This window comes from Streptomyces sp. SID3212, from assembly GCF_009865405.1.
GTDB lineage: Bacteria > Actinomycetota > Actinomycetes > Streptomycetales > Streptomycetaceae > Streptomyces.
The window spans coordinates 1-16,943 of record NZ_WWJY01000241.1 but is presented as its reverse complement, the minus strand read 5'-3'; the positions used below and the strand labels follow the sequence as shown (position 1 = coordinate 16,943).

Annotated in this window: 16 protein-coding genes; 13 read left to right on the top strand and 3 right to left on the bottom strand. The window is 69.6% G+C overall.

Annotation, left to right across the window (positions count from 1 at the left end):
- Both GT042_RS07100 and GT042_RS07095 read left to right on the top strand, forming a co-directional pair.
- Nucleotides 1–1,206 (top strand): thioesterase domain-containing protein (locus tag GT042_RS07100; protein ID WP_161307852.1); only part of this gene is annotated, 1,206 nt, incomplete at its 5' end.
- A gap of 3 nt (nucleotides 1,207–1,209) precedes the next feature.
- Complete coding sequence (locus tag GT042_RS07095) at nucleotides 1,210–2,286, top strand: MupA/Atu3671 family FMN-dependent luciferase-like monooxygenase (RefSeq protein WP_161307851.1); 1,077 nt, start codon at nucleotides 1,210–1,212, stop codon at nucleotides 2,284–2,286.
- A gap of 39 nt (nucleotides 2,287–2,325) precedes the next feature.
- Here GT042_RS07095 and GT042_RS07090 read toward each other — a convergent pair whose 3' ends face one another.
- Nucleotides 2,326–3,081 carry a thioesterase domain-containing protein gene (locus GT042_RS07090; protein ID WP_161307850.1) on the bottom strand — a complete coding sequence of 252 codons (756 nt, stop codon included), beginning with the start codon at nucleotides 3,079–3,081 and terminating at the stop codon, nucleotides 2,326–2,328.
- 228 nt (nucleotides 3,082–3,309) lie between these two features.
- Between GT042_RS07090 and GT042_RS07085 the strand changes: the two genes are divergently transcribed.
- The 7 genes from GT042_RS07085 to GT042_RS07055 all read left to right on the top strand — a co-directional run bounded on the left by GT042_RS07085 (nucleotide 3,310) and on the right by GT042_RS07055 (nucleotide 9,597).
- The gene (locus tag GT042_RS07085; RefSeq protein WP_161307849.1) at nucleotides 3,310–5,133 is read left to right on the top strand and encodes a non-ribosomal peptide synthetase; all 1,824 of its coding nucleotides are present in this window, start codon (nucleotides 3,310–3,312) and stop codon (nucleotides 5,131–5,133) included.
- A gap of 42 nt (nucleotides 5,134–5,175) precedes the next feature.
- A complete protein-coding gene (locus tag GT042_RS07080; RefSeq protein WP_161307848.1) occupies nucleotides 5,176–5,661 on the top strand; it encodes a hypothetical protein in 486 nt (161 codons plus the stop codon).
- A gap of 180 nt (nucleotides 5,662–5,841) precedes the next feature.
- The gene (locus GT042_RS07075) at nucleotides 5,842–6,579 is read left to right on the top strand and encodes an alpha/beta fold hydrolase (protein ID WP_161307847.1); all 738 of its coding nucleotides are present in this window, start codon (nucleotides 5,842–5,844) and stop codon (nucleotides 6,577–6,579) included.
- Nucleotides 6,580–6,636: 57 nt separating this feature from the next.
- Nucleotides 6,637–7,122, top strand: a complete 486-nt coding sequence (locus GT042_RS07070; protein ID WP_161307846.1) for a MarR family transcriptional regulator — start codon at nucleotides 6,637–6,639, stop codon at nucleotides 7,120–7,122.
- The gene (locus GT042_RS07065; protein ID WP_161307845.1) at nucleotides 7,119–8,027 is read left to right on the top strand and encodes an ABC transporter ATP-binding protein; all 909 of its coding nucleotides are present in this window, start codon (nucleotides 7,119–7,121) and stop codon (nucleotides 8,025–8,027) included. The genes GT042_RS07070 and GT042_RS07065 overlap by 4 nt, the downstream gene beginning before the upstream one ends.
- Nucleotides 8,017–8,808, top strand: a complete 792-nt coding sequence (locus GT042_RS07060; protein WP_161307844.1) for an ABC transporter permease subunit — start codon at nucleotides 8,017–8,019, stop codon at nucleotides 8,806–8,808. The genes GT042_RS07065 and GT042_RS07060 overlap by 11 nt, the downstream gene beginning before the upstream one ends.
- Nucleotides 8,809–8,925: 117 nt before the next feature.
- Nucleotides 8,926–9,597 (top strand): hypothetical protein, encoded by a 672-nt coding sequence (locus GT042_RS07055; protein ID WP_161307843.1) that lies wholly within the window; start codon nucleotides 8,926–8,928, stop codon nucleotides 9,595–9,597.
- A 129-nt stretch (nucleotides 9,598–9,726) separates the two neighbouring features.
- Here the strand turns inward: GT042_RS07055 and GT042_RS07050 are convergent, their stop codons facing one another.
- Entirely contained in the window at nucleotides 9,727–10,968 is a 1,242-nt protein-coding gene (locus tag GT042_RS07050) for a cytochrome P450 (RefSeq protein WP_161307842.1), read from the bottom strand.
- A gap of 71 nt (nucleotides 10,969–11,039) precedes the next feature.
- On the bottom strand, nucleotides 11,040–11,702 hold the full coding sequence (locus GT042_RS07045) for a tRNA-dependent cyclodipeptide synthase (protein WP_161307841.1): 663 nt from the start codon (nucleotides 11,700–11,702) through the stop codon (nucleotides 11,040–11,042).
- 294 nt (nucleotides 11,703–11,996) lie between these two features.
- Here GT042_RS07045 and GT042_RS07040 point away from each other — a divergent pair, with 294 nt between their 5' ends.
- The 4 genes from GT042_RS07040 to GT042_RS07025 form a co-directional block, all read left to right on the top strand.
- Nucleotides 11,997–12,830: an alpha/beta hydrolase gene (locus GT042_RS07040; protein ID WP_161307840.1), complete on the top strand. Its 834-nt coding sequence runs from the start codon at nucleotides 11,997–11,999 to the stop codon at nucleotides 12,828–12,830.
- Nucleotides 12,823–13,389, top strand: a complete 567-nt coding sequence (locus GT042_RS07035; RefSeq protein WP_161307839.1) for a TetR/AcrR family transcriptional regulator — start codon at nucleotides 12,823–12,825, stop codon at nucleotides 13,387–13,389. The genes GT042_RS07040 and GT042_RS07035 overlap by 8 nt, the downstream gene beginning before the upstream one ends.
- A 62-nt stretch (nucleotides 13,390–13,451) precedes the next feature.
- The gene (locus tag GT042_RS07030; protein WP_161307838.1) at nucleotides 13,452–14,081 is read left to right on the top strand and encodes a class I SAM-dependent methyltransferase; all 630 of its coding nucleotides are present in this window, start codon (nucleotides 13,452–13,454) and stop codon (nucleotides 14,079–14,081) included.
- A gap of 432 nt (nucleotides 14,082–14,513) precedes the next feature.
- Nucleotides 14,514–16,943 (top strand): RICIN domain-containing protein (locus GT042_RS07025; protein WP_345943701.1); only part of this gene is annotated, 2,430 nt, incomplete at its 3' end.

Below are 16,943 nucleotides of genomic sequence, written 5' to 3'. Positions count from 1 at the left end.
GGGAAACTGGCCCCCTGGTTGTCGGCGGCGGGTGCCTGGCGCGGTGTGCTCGGCCGGGCCGCGGCGGACTACGCGCCCGCGCCGCTGACCTGCGCGGCCCGCACGGTGATCCTCACCGTCGCCGGGACCGGACCGGCCGCGTGGCAACGCCTGATCGTTCCGCCACCGGTCGTCCGTGAACTACCCCCTGGCGTCAGCCTGTTGGGTGATCCCTCGGTGGCCGGCCGGCTCGGCGCGGACGATACGGCCACGGACGCGGAGCAGAAGTACCGGGCGGAACCGGACACCGCGGACGATTTTGAGGACGCCGACGAAGGCGCCCACCTGGTGTCCGTGAACGGCGGTGGCGAGCGCCCCGCCACCTTCTGGACCCATCACCTCTTCGGCGACGTCAGTTACTGCGTCTACCTCTCCCGCCATCTCGGCTCCGACTACCCGGTGTTCGCCATGGAGCAGGTCGACTACGAGTTGACCTTCCGGTCGTTCGACGACATCCAGCAGATGAGCGCCGCCTACCTGGCCGCTCTTCGCCGGCGTAAACCGCACGGCCCGTACCGGATAGGGGGATGTTCCTTCGGCGGCGTCGTCGCCTACGAGATGACCCAACAGCTGCTGGCCGCGGGGGAGGAGGTCTCTCACCTGTACCTGGTGGACCCGTTGATGCCCGGCACCGGCGCGTGGGACGGCGTGGACGCGAGCGGTATCGAGGAGAGCGAGGGCGAGAACCTGTCCCTCATGCTCATCGGGAACTCCGCGTGCCAGCTGTGGCGGGTCGACGAGCAGATCGGCGTGGAGGTGCTGCGCGGTCTCACCCTTGACGAGCAGTTCGACGCGATGGCCCGGCACGTCGTCGGCAACTCGCCCGCCACCCTGGCCCACGACCACGTGCTGAAGCTGATGCGCAGCAAGTGGGACGTGCTCCAGCTCAACGGCAAACTGCTCGACGGCTACCAGGCGGTGCCGCTGCCCGTCGCGGTGGACGTCACCGTCTTCCACGCCGAACGCGGGTTCTCGGCCCCCGGCAACCCCTTCGGTATGCCCGCCATCCCCCGTACGGACGGAGACACCAGCAACGGGCTCGCCGGCCTCGTTCCCCCGGAGTGCCTGACCGTCCACACCATGGACGCCGACCACTTCACCATCGTGCTGGAGGAGAACCTCCAGCGGATCGCGGGCCTGCTGCGGCCCTCGCTGGACCAGGAGTGAGCGATGGATTTCAGTGTCTACTTCTTCGCCGCCGACGACCGGCGGACACCGCGCGAGCGGTACCGGTTCATCCTCGACGTGGCCCGCTTCATCGACTCGCGCGGGTTCCGGGCGATCTGGGTCCCCGAGCGTCACTTCCAGGAGTTCGGCGGGAGCTTCCCCAACCCCTCGGTACTGGCCGCCGCCATCGCGGCCGTCACCGAGCGGATCCAGCTGCGCGCGGGCAGCGTGGTCGTGCCGCACCACCATCCGGTACGGATCGTCGAGGAATGGTCCCTGGTCGACCAGTTGTCCGGCGGGCGCGTGGGCCTCTGTCTGGCCACCGGCTGGCACCGCGGCGACTTCGTGTTCCAGCCCGGGCACTTCACGGACCGGCGGGAGTACACCCTCGCCACCGTCGACACCCTGCGCGCCCTGTGGCGGGGAGAGCCGGCGTCCTTCGACGGGCCCGAGGACAGCACGCTGTCGGTCCGCACCTACCCCCGCCCGCACCAGCCCGAACTGCCGCTCTGGATGGTGCACACGTCCAACCCGGAAACCTGGCTGGAGGCCGGCCGCCGCGACCTGGGCGTCCTGACGCTGCTGGACAGCTGGGAACGGCTGGCGGACAACATCGCCGCCTACCGCGAGGCCCGCTCCGCCGCCGGGCTCGACCCGGCCGGGGGTGTGGTCACCGTCGGCATGCACACCTACATCGGCGAGGACGAGGAGCAGGTCTGGGCGCTGGTGCGCGATCCGGTACGGCGCTATCTGTCCACGTTCCTCAGCCAGAAGCGCGGCGACGACCCGTCGTCCGACATGTCGGACGACGAGCAGGAACAACTCGCCACGCTCGTGGCCAGGGACTTCTACGACCGCCGGTCGCTGCTGGGAACCCCCGCGAAGTGCACCGAGGTGGTCGAGCGCCTGTCCGGGATCGGGGTGGACGAGATCGCCTGCCTGGTCGACTTCGGGCTGCCCTTCGGCGAAGTGATGGCCGGCCTGCCGAGGCTCGACGCGCTGCGCCGTACCTGGCTGCCGCGGTCCGAGGGCGACGACCGTCCCCGGCCACGCACACTGGCCGGCTACTACGACCAGTGACCGTCCCGGACACGAGGGGGCCCGCATAGCGGGTCCGGGTCACCCGCTCTGTTCGACAAGGAGTTTCACCACGGATTCACGGGAGGTCTGGAAGAAGAAATGGTCCCCGGACAGCGCGTTGAGGGTGAACTTCCCCGACGTGTGCACTTGCCACGCCTCCAGGTCGGAAATTCTGCATTCCGTGTCAGATTTTCCACCGAAGGCCGACAGCGGACATTCGAGAGGCGGTTCGGGAATGTATTCGTAGGTTTCCTCGACCGCCACGTCGGCTCGCATGGCCGGAACGTATACCTCCTTCATTTCCGCGTCCGCGCGCAGTGCTTGCGGGACGCTGTGACAGCGGGCGTCGAGTGCGTCGAGGAAGCCGTCGACCGGCAGCTCGTGGATCGGCGCGTAGCGCGGCGGGAGGTGCGGTGCGGGCTGCGCGGACACGGCGAGCAGAGACGGAAGCCGTCCGTGGTCGCGGCGCAGCCGGCGAGCGACGTCGAATGCGACGAGCGCACCAGAACTGTGCCCGAAGAGGGCGAAGTCGCCGGTCAGGGCCTCTGCGCAGGCGGCGGCCGCAGGTATGGTGAGCTCGCTCATCGAGGTGGCGAGCGGCTCGGAACGACGGACCTCGCGGCCCGGAAGGCGGAGCATCCACAGGTCGACGTCCGGCGGCAGCAGGTCGGCGATGCCGTGGTACGCGGCGGTTCCACTGCCGGCCCAGGGTACGGCCAGGACGGTCAGCCGGGGGTTGTGCCTGCGCCCGGCGCGGAGAAACCAGCGGTCGGAATCCAGCTGAATCTCGGTCATGTGCTGAGATGATAGAGCAGTGGGGGCCCGGTTTCGTCAAGCATCCGGAAGAATCTGCGGACGGATATCGACGGGGTGTCGAAAAGGCTGCCGGAGATCGTCCGCCGGCCCGTCAGAAATTTGTTCGGTGACCATTGCGCGGGCCGAGTTCGGATCGCTAGTATCGATCGCTGTCGGAGCCCGCATAAGCCATCAGTTGTGAATTCTCGCCGTAGGAGGAGTCGATTCATGCGCGATGCCAGGACTGACGTCGACGTGGACCGGCATTCCGGGTGGACGCTGCACGGCCTCGCGCTCGCGCAGGCCGAGCGGCGCCCGGAGGCCCCGGCCGTCCGTCACGCCGGCCGTGAGATGACCTACGGCGAACTCGACGCCTGGAGTGCCGCGCTGGCCCGCCTGCTGTTACGGCGGGGGGTGGGCCCCGGCGAACTGGTCGGGGTGTCCATGGCACCCGCGGCGGAGACGGTGGTCGCGGTGCTCGCCGTCATGCGGGCCGGGGCGGCCTACGTCGCCGTCGACCCCGCGTATCCCGAGGAGCGGATCCGGTTCATCCTCACCGACAGCGGCGCCCGGACCGTCCTGGTGGACGAGGCCGCCGCCTGGGTTCCCGGCCTGGCGGGACTGGAGGGTCTGCGGGCGGACCGGGTGACCGACCCGGACACGGCGCTTCCGCTCCCGGAGGTCGACCCCGCCCAACTGCCCTACCTCATCTACACGTCGGGCTCCACCGGCCGTCCCAAGGGCGCCATGAACCGGCACAGCGGCGTGGCCCACACCATGCGGGGCCTGGCCGACGCACTCGGCCTGGACCACACCGACCGCGTGCTCCAGGTGTCCTCCCTCAACTTCGACCTCTCGGTGATCGAGATCTTCGCGACCTTCGCCGTCGGCGGCACCGTGGTCATCCCGAGCGAGGCCGACCGCACCGACCCGGGGGCGCTGCTCGGCCTGCTGGCCGCCGAGTCGGTCACGACCTGGTCCTCGGCGCCGGCGCTGCTGCGGCCGGTCACCGACACCGCCCGGCGGCGGGGGCACGGACTGCCGGCGACGCTGCGCACCGTGGTGCTGGCGGGCGACCGCTTCCCGCCCTCCATGGTGGCCACGCTGGCCGAACTGGGCCCCGGCGTGCGTGCGTACAACGTGGCCGGGATGACCGAGGTGTCCTGCTGCAGCATGGTGTACGCGGTGCGGAAGGAGGACGCGGAGCGGGACGCGATCCCCTGGGGCCCTACCCTGCCCGGCCACAGCGCGTACGTCCTCGACGACCAGGGGCGCACGGTACGCGACGGCGAGCGCGGCGAGCTCTACATCGGCGGAGTGGGCGTGGGCCAGGGCTACTGGCAGTGCCCCGAGCTGACCGACGAACGGTTCCTGCCCGACCCCTTCACCACGGTGGCGGGCGCGACCATGTACCGCACCGGGGACCTCGCGGCGAGCCTGCCCGACGGCGGCATCGAGTTCTTCGGCCGCCTGGACGGACAGGTGAAGATCCGGGGTGTCCGGGTGGAGACGGGGGAGTTGGAGACCGCGCTGGAACAGCACGCCGACATCCGGGAGGCCGTCGTCGTGGCCCGCCACCCCCGGGTCGGGGAGGGTCTCCTCGTCGGCTACGTCGTGCCGGAGGCCGGCCGCCTGCTGACCCCGGCCCAGTGCCGCGAGCACCTGGCCCGGACGGTTCCCGCGCACTCCGTACCCACCCGCTTCTTCTTCCTCTCGGGCATCCCGTTGCTCCCGAACGGCAAGGCGGACCGCTCCGCGCTCCCCTTTCCCGAGGAGCCGGCGCAGCCCGAGCCGGCTCCCGCCGGGCAGGACGACGCTCTGCTGGGCGCGGTGATCCGGCTCTGGGAGGAGGTCCTCGGCCGTGCGGGTATCGGAGCTCACGACGAGTTCAGCGAGCTCGGCGGTCAGTCCCTCGCCGCCATGGAGATCGTCGGGCGGATCCGTGAGGGGTGGGGGGCCCGTACCGGGCTGGCGGCCTTCCTGGACCACTCGACCCCCGCACGCTACGCCACCCACCTGCGCTCGGTCGGCGCCACCGCACTCGAGAACTGACGGAACAGCACCTCCATCCATCCACAGAGAAGGGCATTCCCGATGACCGCAGCCTCCGCCGTCCCGCAGGCCGAACGGGAGATCGTGACCAGGATCGGCCGCTACTACGAGAAGGACGGCATGGCCGCCGACCGCGGCGAGGTGATCGGCTATCTGCTGATCTCCGACCCGGCGCGCCAGCGTGCGTCGGAGATCAGCGCCAGGCTGGGCATTTCCCGGGACGCGGTGGACAAGATGTCCGACCAGTTGGTCCCGGCCGGTTTCTTCATTCGTGAGGACACCGAGGACGGCGACTACTACCTCACGCTCCAGGACGCCACCTGGCCCCGGGTCATCCAGCACACCTTCCTCAGCTGGCCGAACTTCCACCGGACGATGGCGGACGGCCTCGAGGCCCTCGAAGCCGAAGGCGTCGGCCCGGCGCGACTGGCCCGGCTGCGGAACATGGAGAAGCTCTTCCGCTACCTCGCCGCCGAGATGCCGGCCCTCTGGCACCGCTACGAGAAGGCCAGCGCCGACCTTTCGTGATCCGTCCCCGGACCTGTCCCGGCGACGGCCCTCCCGCACGGGCCGTACGCCGGGCGCGCCCCGGGCCGTCGGTCCTGACGGTACCCACCGCACCTACCTCAGGGGGACATCATTCACAGGGGGAACTCGTCGACGCGGACACCGGCTCCGGCTGCCCCTCGGGCGGTCGATCCCAGGTGGGTGCTCCGCCCGGAGCCCCGGGACGGTGCCGCGCTGCGGCTGCTCTGCGTACCGTACGCCGGAGGAGGTACCACGGTCTTCCACGGGTGGGTGGCCGGACTGCCGGACTGGATCGACGTATGGCTGCTGCGCCTGCCGGGCCGTGAGGTGCGGCTGCGGGAGGAGCCGCGGACCGATCTGCTGGCCCTGGCCCGGGAGGCGGCGGCGGCGCTGGCGCCCGCTCTCGACCGCCCGTTCGCCCTGTTCGGCCACAGCCTGGGTGCGCTCGTCGCCTACGAGGTCGCGAGGGAACTGCGCCGTACGCACCGGCTGGAGGCCTCCCATCTGACGGTCTCGGCGCGGAGCACCCCGGAGATCCCGCAGCCCGGCCGGATGTCCCATCTGCTGTCCGACGACGAGTTCCTGGATGTCCTGGACCGTCGCTTCCGTGCGGTGCCGGTACAGATCCGCCGGGATCCGGAGATGCGGGCGCTCTACCTGCCGGTCCTGCGCGGTGACATCACCATGCTGGAGACCTACCGCTACCGCGCCGAGCGGCCGTTGCGCTGCCCGATCACCGCGCTCTGCGGCAGCGAGGACCCGGAGGCGAGCGAGGAGGAGATGCGGGGCTGGCGGCACCACGGCAGGGGAGGTTTCGCCCAGCACTCCTACAGCGGCGGTCACTTCTTCCTCCAGGAGCACCGGGACGCCCTGCTCGACCGGCTGGCGCAGGACCTGGCACGCACGGTGGTGCCCTAGCCGGCTCCGGTTCCGTGCATCTTGTAAATACAGTTGGTTCGGAATACGCTGAACATCATGGCTATCACACACGACGAGGCGGTCCGCTTCGCCGAGGACGTGGCCCTGTACTTCGAACAGGACGCCGGACTTCCCAGGATTTCCGGCCGCGTCATCGGTTGGCTGCTGATCTGTGATCCACCGGAGCAGACGGCGGGTCAGCTGGCGGAGACCCTACAGGCGAGCAAGGCATCGATCTCCACATCGACCCGGCAGCTGATCCAGGCGGGACTGGTGGAGAAGATCTCGGCCCCGGGCGACCGGCGTACGTACTACCGGATCAATGACAGCGGCTGGGTCGACTCGGTGTTCGAGCGGCTCGCTGCTGTCACCAACATCCTCACGGTGCTGGAGAAAGGCAGCGAACTCCTCGCGCAGGACAACCCGGCTCGCCGGACGCGTCTGGAGAACGTCGCCGACCTGTACCGCTGGATGCAACGCGAACTTCCACCGCTGCTCGCCCGTCACCGGGAGCACCGGCTTCTCAACGGAGGAAAGAAGTGACCTTAGCCGCCATCGAGACGTCCGGTCTCAGCAAGCGGTACCCCGGCGGCCGCGGCGTCGCAGATCTTGATCTCACGGTGCGGCGTGGCGAGATCTTCGGGTTTCTCGGCCCCAACGGGGCCGGGAAGACGACGACCATGAAGATGATCCTGGACCTCATCCGCCCCACGGCCGGCAGCATCCGCGTCCTGGGGCTCGACCCGGTCGCCCAGGGAGCGGAGTTGCGGGCACAGCTCGGGTATCTCCCCGGTGAGCTGGTGCTGGACGGCTCCGAGAACGTCGGAGAGCTGCTGGGCTTCTTCGCGCGGCTCCAGGGCAGTGTGGACCAGGCCTGGGTGACCGAGCTCGCCGACCGGCTGGAACTCGATCGTTCCCGGAAGGTGAAGAACCTCTCCAAGGGCAACAAACAGAAGGTCGGCATCGTCCAGGCGTTCATGCACCGGCCCGCACTGCTGGTGCTCGACGAACCCACCAGCGGCCTCGACCCCCTGATGCAGCAGGTCTTCCTCAACCTCGTCACCGAGGCGAAGGCCAACGGACAGACGGTCTTCATGTCCTCCCACATCCTCAGCGAGGTGCAGGAGGTGGCCGACCGGGTCGCCATCATCAAGGACGGCCGGCTGGTCACCATCGGTACCGTCGCCTCGCTCCAGCAGCAGGCCGTCAGCCAGGTGGAGATCCGCTTCGCCGAAGCGTTCAGCTCCGACGACTTCACCGGTCTCGAACACGTCGGCTCCGTCCGGGCCGACGGCCACACACTGCACTGCACCGTCGACGGCAGCGTCGACGCCCTGGTCAAACAGGCCGCGCGCTACCGCGTCGAGGCCCTGTTCTGCCAGAAACCGGACCTGGAATCCATCTTCATGGACGAGTACGTCAAGGAAGGCGCCCCCGTTGTCCACTGAACTCCCCGTGTTCGGCAAGGCGGTTCGCGACCAGCGGCGCGGGTTACTGCTCTGGGGGCTCGGCGTCGCGCTCGTGACGGCCATCTACACCTCGTCCTACTCCCAGGTGAAGAACCAGGCCGACTCGCTGGACTCGATCCCCTCCGGCATGGCCGGCGCCATGAACTTCGACGACCTGGCCAGCGGTGCCGGTTTCCTGGAGGGCACCGTCTTCGGCCTGCTCGGACCGCTGCTGCTCCTCATCTTTGCCATCTCCACCGGGACCAGAGCTGTCGCGGCCCAGGAGCAGTCCGGGGTGCTCGATCTCTATCTCGCCTACCCGATCACCCGCCGGCGCCTCGGAATTGAGCGCTTCGGCGCCCTGTTCGTCGCCGTTCTCGCCCTGACCGTCCTGATCGGCCTGGAGGTCACGGCACTGGCATCCTCCCTGGACATGAACGTACCGTCCGGTCACATCATCGCCGGCGCTGTCCAACTCGGCCTGCTGGCCCTGTTCTTCGGCGCGCTGGCACTGTCCATCGGTGCCTTCACCGGGAGCAGACCGTTCACCCTCGGCGCCACCAGTGCGGTGGCAGTGGGGACGTACGTGCTCAACGCGATCGCCTCCCAGATCGACGGCGCGCACTTCCTCCAGCGCATCACGCCCTTCTACTGGGCGCAGGGGACCCATCCGCTGCGTGAGGGCTTCGACGGCCTCGGCGTGATCATCCTTCTCGCCGCCACGGCGGTGGCGCTGGTCGTGGGAATGCGGGCCTTCGCCCGTCGCGACATCAACGCCTGATCCACGGCTCGACCGCACCGCGCGACCGCCTGCCCGAACCTGCCGGGGCATTTCCTGCCCCGGCAGGTCGTACAGCACTGCCCTGTGCCAGTTGTTCGACCTAGTGGAGGCCTGTGCATGGCAAAGCCGGTGATCCCCCCGCTGAAACGGCTACGCGGCTACGACCCCAGTCAGTTCGCGGCCTACCTGGCCGGATGCGTGACCTTCTCCTACGGTGCCGCGTGCTTCATCCGGTCGGACCTGGGCACCGACCCACTCGACGTCTTCGCGCTCGGCCTGCTCGAGCATCTGCCGCTGACCATCGGAATCGCCCAGGCACTGTTCGCCGCCCTGTGCATCGCGGTCTGGGCGGCGTGGAACCACCGGCGCCCGGTTCTCTCACCGTTCGTCACCTTCCTTTTCTGCGGCAGCCTGATCGACGTCATGCGTGCCTGGGACCTCGCCGGGCTACCGGTTCCCGACGCGTTCCTCATGGTGCTCGGCAGTCTGCTGTGCGCGTACGGATCCTCGCTCATCATCATCAGCGGCATCGGCATCCGGGCCATGGACCTCGTGGCGATCAGCATGACCGAGCACTGGCGCTGGCCGTTCTGGGCCGCCAAGTTCAGCACCGAACTGGTTCTCCTGGTCAGCGGCTACCTGCTCGGCGGCCCGGTGGGCATAGGCACCGTCTGTTTCCTGGTCGTCGTGGACCTGCTCGTGCAGCCTCTGATGAGGCTCAACGGGAGTGTGCTGCGCCTGCGCAACGTGGGCATGCCCAGCCTGAGCGTCCCCAGGACCGCTACCTGACACCCACACCTCCGCGAAAGACCACCGGGCGGGGTGTGGCGCGGCCATACGCTCGGCGGGCGGTACGACCCGGGCCGTTCGGCCCGGCGCGGGCGGCTCGTTGACCTGGGACGGCCGGTCCGAGGGGGTTCACCAGAGGACGTGGAGTCGTTCAGGGACTCGTTTGATGTTGCCGGTGCGCCAGACGAGTTGGTCGGCGGGCAGGGCCAGCCGCAGCGCGGGCAGGCGGTCCAGGAGCGCGGTGAGTGCTTCCGCGGCGTGGACGCGGGAGATGAGCGAGGCGGGGCAGAAGTGGGAGCCGGCGCCGAAGGACAGGTGGGGGTTGGGGGAGCGGTCGATGTCGAACCGCTCCGGGTCGTCGAACTGCGCGGGGTCGAAGTTGGCTCCCTCGACGCAGACGAGAACCAGTTCCCCGGCCCGGACGAGGACGTCACCGACCTGCACGTCGGCGAGGGCGATGCGGGGCAGCCCGTCACCGATGGAGAGCGTGCTGCGCATCAGCTCCTCCACGGCTTGCGGCATCAACTCGGGCTGCTCACGGAGGCGTCGCATCGTCTCGGGGTGCTGGACGAGGGTGAGAACGGCGTGGAGCAGGAACACGTACGTGCTCATGGCGCCGGCACCGAACAGGGAGGTGACCACCGCCGCGAGCATCTCGTCGGTGAGCGCGCCGCCGTCGCGGGTGGGGTCGTCCCTCAGCTCGCACAGCCGCAGGATGAGCCCGCGCCGGGTGTCCCGGTCCGCGCGCACCTGACGCAGGACGTAGGCGTAGTCCTTGTCCCAGTTGGCCGTGCATCCGTCGAACACGGCCGGGCTGGTGACGAAGCCGAGGTCCAGACCCGCCATGAGGCGCCTTCCGTCCTCGTGCGGCAGGCCGAGCACTTCACAGACCATCCCCGCGGAGTACGGCTCGGCGAACCGCGTCCGCAGATCGACCGGCGGTCCTTCCTCGACCAGGCTGTCGATCAGTTCGTGCGCCAGCGCCCGCATCCACTCGGCGCTCGCCGGACCGGACCGGGGGCCGAAGGCTCGGAGCACCTCCTGGTGGAGTCCCGCACTGTTGACGTTGCCCATGGTGTTGACGACCTCCGGCGGGATCGTCAGGGCGTACTGGCGCGGCATGTTGTCGGCGGCCGTCGCGCGCAGGCTGAAGTGTTCGCCGTCATCGAGGACTTGCTTGGCGAGCGCGTAACTGGTGACCAGCCAGGCGTCGTCACCGGTGAGCGTGCGTACCCGGGCGACCGGGCTCTGCTCACGCAGCAGCGCACATTCGGGCGGAACGACGTCGCCCCGCCGCGACAACGGCCATTCCACCGGGGCGTACGGAACAGCGGGGCAGACTTCGGGTGACGGGACAGTGGGTGACGACATGGAGCTTCTCTCTTCCGGAGGCTTGTCGGAAGGGGTCCGACGGTTGACGGGACGGTTGAGGGGGCGAACAGTCAGTCCTGGCAGGCGACGACGGCGTAGCCCTGGTTGTCGGCGGGTCTCAGGCCCACCTCCCGGTCACTGAACAGAAGGCGTCCCAGCGCCAGCACGGAGTGGTAGCAGTGGACGGACGACGCGACGCCCAGAATGCGGGGGCTGTCCACGAAGAACGGCAGCTCGGCTTCGACGTAGTCCTGCGCCACCCGCACCTGCACGGCAGTGGGGAACACGCCGGGCCCCAGCTTCTTGGAGAGGAAGTGGTACGCCATCTCGTCCCGGACGGCTCTCAACTCCACGTCGGTACGCAGAGCGGCCCGCGCCCGCGCGTGCACCTCCTGATACGCGGGGTCCTCCAGAAAGTCGGACAACGGCCTGGCCCGCACCTTCTTCGCCGCCGAACCGGCGTCCTCCACCGCGCCCTCGATCCGGCGTCGGACTCCCCGTAACTGCTTGGTCGCGCTCCTGCGTGCATCCGCCCGCTCGTAGCCGAACGCCTCACACATCCGGTCCAGGTAGAGATCGGCGTGGATCACGTCCACCACGTCGAAGCGCCCGGTCGCCCAGGAGATCGCACCCGCCAGGCGCCGGCGGCTGAAGTAGCTGTTGCCCGTGCTGACTCCGAAGAGGGCATGGTGCCCCTGACGGAGGATGGCGTCGCTCCCCGCACCGAACGCCACCGCCTCGACGGTGTGTTCAGTCAGGGATGGCTGTTCGTCCGGAGACACGAGACACCTCACTCAAAGCAAGGAGACGTTACAATGAGTGATATTCCGAGATCCGGGCCAAGTATGCGGCGCCTCCTCCGAACGAGTGAACGCCGGCGGCACGACAGGGTGAACATCGCGGCGGCGAGCCGGCGTGGAGCCATGCGGTACCCCATGTCCGGTACGGCCGCCGACGGCGTCGGTTGACGGGGGTGGCTTATGGCATTAGCTTTTAGCTATCAACATTAGCCAGACGTGAGGGATGCCATGACCGAGTTTGTGACAGTCGACGACGGCACGATCGCCTACGAGGTGACCGGCGAGGGCCCGCTGGTCGTCCTGGCGCCCGGCATGGGCGACAGCCGGGAGGCGTACCGGTTCGTCGCGCCGCGCCTGGTGTCCGCCGGGTATCGGGTGGCCGCGGTCGACCTTCGGGGGTGCGGCGAGTCGAGTGCGGTGTGGCCGTCCTACAGCCGTACCGATATCGCCGGCGACCTGCTCGCACTGATCCGCGTCCTCGGCGGCCCGGCCGTACTGGTCGGTCATTCGATCTCCGGCGGCTCCGCCACCATCGCCGCCGCCCAGGCGCCCGACTTGATCACCGGCATCGTCGAACTGGGTCCGTTCACCCGCAAGCAGTCGGTCAAGCTGGGCGACCTGCGGTTCGGTCCGTACCGCAAGGCGGCCCTCCGGATGGCCGGCGCGGGCATACTGGGCAGCGTCGCGCGCTGGCGCGCCTACCTCGACAGTGCTTACCCGGGGAAGAAGCCGGCCGACTGGACCGAACGGCTGGACCGGATCGACGCGATGCTGCGCGAGCCCGGCCGTATGAAGGCGTTTCAGGAGATGTTCCGGTCGGCGCCGACCGACGCCGGGGCGCAGCTGGAGAACGTGCGGTGCCCGGCCCTGATCGTGCAGGGGTCGCTCGACCCGGACTGGGCCGACCCCCGGGCCGAGGGCGAGGCGATCGTGGCCGCTCTGCCGGCCGGGCTGGGGCAGCTCGAGATGGTCGAAGGCGCGGGCCACTACCCGCACGTCCAGTATCCCGACGAGGTGGTGTCCCTGATGCTCGCCTTCCTCCAGGCGCACGCCCGTGCCTAGGGCCGGACTCAACCCGGCCGCCGTCGTCGCGGCCGGCGCCGATCTCGCCGACGAGGTCGGCTTCACGGAGCTGTCCATGGGCCTGCTGGCCGAGCGGGTCGGCGTACGGACGCCGTCCCTGTACAAGCACACCGCCTCGCTGGACGCACTCCGCCACGGCATCTCCGTACTGGCGAAACGCGAATTGGGGCATACGCTCGCCCGGGCGACCGCCGGCCGGTCCGGCGGCGACGCGGTCCACGCGATCGCCGACGCGTACCGGCGCTGGGCCGCCGACCACCCCGGGCGCTACGCCGCCACCATTCGCGCACCCGCCGCCGGTGACGAGGAAGACCAACGGGCCAGTAACGACGCCCTCCAGATCTTCCTGGACGTCCTCGCCGGTTTCGGACTGCGGGACGCCCGGGCCGTCGACGCCATCCGCACGCTGCGCTCGGCGCTGCACGGCTTCGTCACCCTGGAGAGCGCCGGGGGCTTCGGCCTGCCCCAGGACGTCGACCGCAGCTTCGGCTACCTCGTCGACACCCTGATCGTCGGCCTCCGGACAGACCCTTCCTGATCACTTTACCGCGCCCGCGAAAGGCCGGTACGACCACCACGGCGAGTGTTAGTTTGCTTCCCGTGTTGAGGCACCAGGACGAGACCAGGGCGGCCTACGACGGGGTCGTCGAGCTGTACGCGTCGATGTTCGCCAATCGGTTGGAGACGCAGCCGTTCGCGCGGAACATGATCGGCACCTTCGCCGAACTCGTACGTGACACGGGGAACCTGAGGGCGGCCGACGTCGGGTGCGGCCCCGGTCATCTGACGGCCATGCTGCACGACTTGGGGCTGGAGGCCTTCGGGCTCGATCTCTCCCCGGCCATGGTCGAGCACGCTCGGCGGGCCCACCCGGCACTGCGGTTCGACGAAGCGCGCATGGAGGCCCTGCCGGTCGAGGACGGCGCGCTCGGCGGAGTGCTGGCCCACTACTCGATGATCCATACCCCACCCGGAGAATTGCCCGCGCTCCTCGCCGAGCAGGTGCGTGTCCTGGCACCAGGGGGCCTGCTCCTGGTGTCCTTCTTCGGGACCGAGGGACCGGAGCCGGTTCGCTTCGACCACAAGGTGACGCCCGCCTACAGCTGGCCGGCGGAGCGGTTCGCCGAATTGCTGTCAGGAGCCGGCCTCGTCACGGTTGCCCGGTTGCTCCACGACCCGGCGTCCGAGCGGGGCTACCTCGATACCCATGTGCTGGCCCGCCGCCCGTAGCGCGTGGGTCCACGTGGTGCGGATCCTCGGCTCGGGCGTCACTAATTTTTCGGTCAAGCAATTGTGCTGATCTTGTGTGGTGATCTTGGGTCATGCGTGAATGAAGCGCCTCCTCCGGCGCGGCCGGTACATCCGCGTCGGAGTGCGGTGTCGGTACGGCGGGGGGAGGCCTGTCGTCGGGGGAGGGCTTCGTCACGCCGTGTCCGCGATGGTCCCGGCACGCCGTGAGGAGTCCGGCGGAGTTTTGTCCTTCTCTCGGCCCGGTGCGTCCCTGTCTGCCTCAACCAGCGACAGAAGGATGCTTCCGTGCGTTTCAGACCCACCAACAGAACGGCCGCCGAACCGGCCGGCAGACCATGGCTACACGTCAGACCTCGTGGCCGTTCCCGTCTGAGGTGGTTCGGCTCAGCCGCGAGTCCGCTCGTACCCCTGGTGGCCGCCGGAGCGATGCTGACGGGTCTGCTCGGCCCGGAACCGCCGGCCGGCGTTCTGCCCGACACCGTCAGCGTAGCCGACAGCTACGACGGCTTCGACGCCGAGTCGGCGGAGCAACTGCGCCAGGACCAGTGCCTGATGGCCGACGCGCTGCGAGTCGGCGCCCCACGGATGGCCGGCCTCGGGCAGAGCGGCCTGAACCAGACTCCGGAACAGCTGCACGCCACCGCCGACCGCGAGTACTGGAACGACACCCCCCTGGCCCTGGCGTACGCCGGGGACAGGAAGGACATCGACAAGGAGATCGACACGCTGCGGCCGCGTCTGGACGCCTGGCAGAGCGTGCTGTCCAGCCTGTCGTTCCCCGACGCGGGCTTCCTCAGCCAGGCCGACTTCTACTGGCCGCCGGGCAGGGCCTCCTCGGACACGGAGGACTACTTCGACCAGGTCGGCTACGGGAAGTGGCTGGGCGACCAGTGGTGGCAGCCGGAGGACGACCTCTACGACAACCCCACCCCCGTGGCCGACCAGGCGACCGTCAAGGCGGTCACCGACCTGGGTACCCCGCTCTACGGTGAGGCCGACCCGTCCAGTGACGATTGGGACCAGTCGTACGCTGAGGCGCGGGCGTTCGAAGACCTGGTGGACGGCGACGACCTCTTCACCGGCATGAACGCGGACGACGCGCGGATGTTCCTTTCCGCCGGGGGCTTCGCGCGCACCGCCCCCGACCCGGACAGCCTGGCGTTCCGGCTCGCGGTGGAGGACCTGAAGACACGGTTCGCGGCCTGCTCGTGGCGCGGCCCGGTCGACCCGGGCAAGGTGCTCGGCAAAGAGGTGGCCTCCGCCTCGGCGGAGTGGCAGCAGGAGATCGCCGCGCAGGCCACCCAGCGCAACCAGATCATCAACGCCAACCGGGACGCCACCAAGGCGATGGCCACCGGCGCGAAGGCGCTGGGCGAGATGCTCGGCCAGTCCTGGGTCGCCGACCACCTGACCCGCTGGCAGGGCTACTGGTCGGCCGGCGGACCGGGCTGGATCGGGGACAGCCCGCTGGTGGTCCACATCCACGGGGCGTCCGACAAGTGCCTGGAGGTCGGCGGCAACTCCAAGGCCGACGCCGCCGTCGTGCAGATGTACACCTGCAACAGCGGCGCCAACCAACAATGGCGGATCGCCGGCGACGCCCTGGTGAACGTCAACTCCGGCAAGTGCCTGGAGGTGAAGAGCTCCGGTACCGCCGACGGCACCGCCATCGTGCAGATGACGTGCAACAACACCAAACCGGCGCAGCAATGGGGGTACACCACCCACGGTACGACCACGCTGAAGAACACCGGCTCCGGCAAGTGCCTGGACATGCACACCTACGCCAACAGCCAGGACGCGTGGATCTGGACCTGCAACAACACCGACCCGCAGAAGTTCGACATCGTGCCCTCGGGCCACCAGGGCATGGACGACGACTTGTCGTACCCCACGCCTGCCCAGTTCACCACGGCCACCAAGGGCGTCACCGACGCGCGGACCGCGGCCCAGACCCAGCTGAACCTGATCAAGGCGCAGGCCCAGACCGCGAACACCGCGGCCACCAACACCGACACGTACCTGAACACCGCCTACGGCATCGCCGACGCCGCCGGCGCGCCGCGCGGCCGGGCCCTGCTGGTGGGTCAGCAGAAAGCGCAGGTCACCAAGGCGTCGGCGGCGGCGCTGAACGCGATGGTGCAGGCCGGCGAGACCGCGCTGGCGGCCACCAAGGCCTCCGCCGGGGACAGCGCGACCATCGCCGCCCGGGCCGTCACCCAGGCGGCGGGAAGCCAGGCAGCGTTCCGCAACGCCGCGGCGGCAGCCGCCAAGGACCAGGCCAAGGCCACGGCGAGCGCCGCCGCGGTGCAGGCGGGCAACGCCAAGAAGGCGCGCGACACGGCCAAGGCCAAGCTCACCGAGACCCAGCAGGCCGAAGCCGACGCCAAGGCCGCTGCCGCCACCGCCCATGCCGGACGGCTGGACGCGGAGAAGGAGGAAGCCACCGCGAAGGCGGAGAAGGAGACCGCTTCCCAGAAACAGGCCGAGGCCGCCCAGCACAAGTCCCAGGCCCAGGAATACGCCGCCCAGGCTCAGGCCGCGAAGAACCGGGCGGACACCGCGGACACCACCGCCACCGAGAAGCGCAAGAATGCCGAGACCGCTCGGGACAAGGCTCTGGCGCTGCGCGACGACGCCTGGGACGCCGAGCAGAAGGCCGACGCCGCCCGGGCCAAGGCCGACGCGAAAAGGGCGTGGGCCGAGTCGGCGGAGTCGCAGGACAACGCGCAGGAGGCACGGCAGGCGGCCGACGACGCCGACGCTGCGGCCGACAGCGCGGAAACGGCTGCCACCTCCGCCCGCTCGCAGGCCGACCAGGCCACCCAGGCCGCGGCCGAC

Bases quoted from the DNA above. Each gene is read 5' to 3' on its own strand.
- GT042_RS07050 (WP_161307842.1), bottom strand. From the start codon at position 10,968: ATGTCGTCACCCACTGTCCCGTCACCCGAAGTCTGCCCCGCTGTTCCG.
- GT042_RS07080 (WP_161307848.1), top strand. From the start codon at position 5,176: ATGACCGCAGCCTCCGCCGTCCCGCAGGCCGAACGGGAGATCGTGACC.
- GT042_RS07070 (WP_161307846.1), top strand. From the start codon at position 6,637: ATGGCTATCACACACGACGAGGCGGTCCGCTTCGCCGAGGACGTGGCC.
- GT042_RS07085 (WP_161307849.1), top strand. From the start codon at position 3,310: ATGCGCGATGCCAGGACTGACGTCGACGTGGACCGGCATTCCGGGTGG.
- GT042_RS07055 (WP_161307843.1), top strand. From the start codon at position 8,926: ATGGCAAAGCCGGTGATCCCCCCGCTGAAACGGCTACGCGGCTACGAC.
- GT042_RS07090 (WP_161307850.1), bottom strand. From the start codon at position 3,081: ATGACCGAGATTCAGCTGGATTCCGACCGCTGGTTTCTCCGCGCCGGG.
- GT042_RS07095 (WP_161307851.1), top strand. From the start codon at position 1,210: ATGGATTTCAGTGTCTACTTCTTCGCCGCCGACGACCGGCGGACACCG.
- GT042_RS07040 (WP_161307840.1), top strand. From the start codon at position 11,997: ATGACCGAGTTTGTGACAGTCGACGACGGCACGATCGCCTACGAGGTG.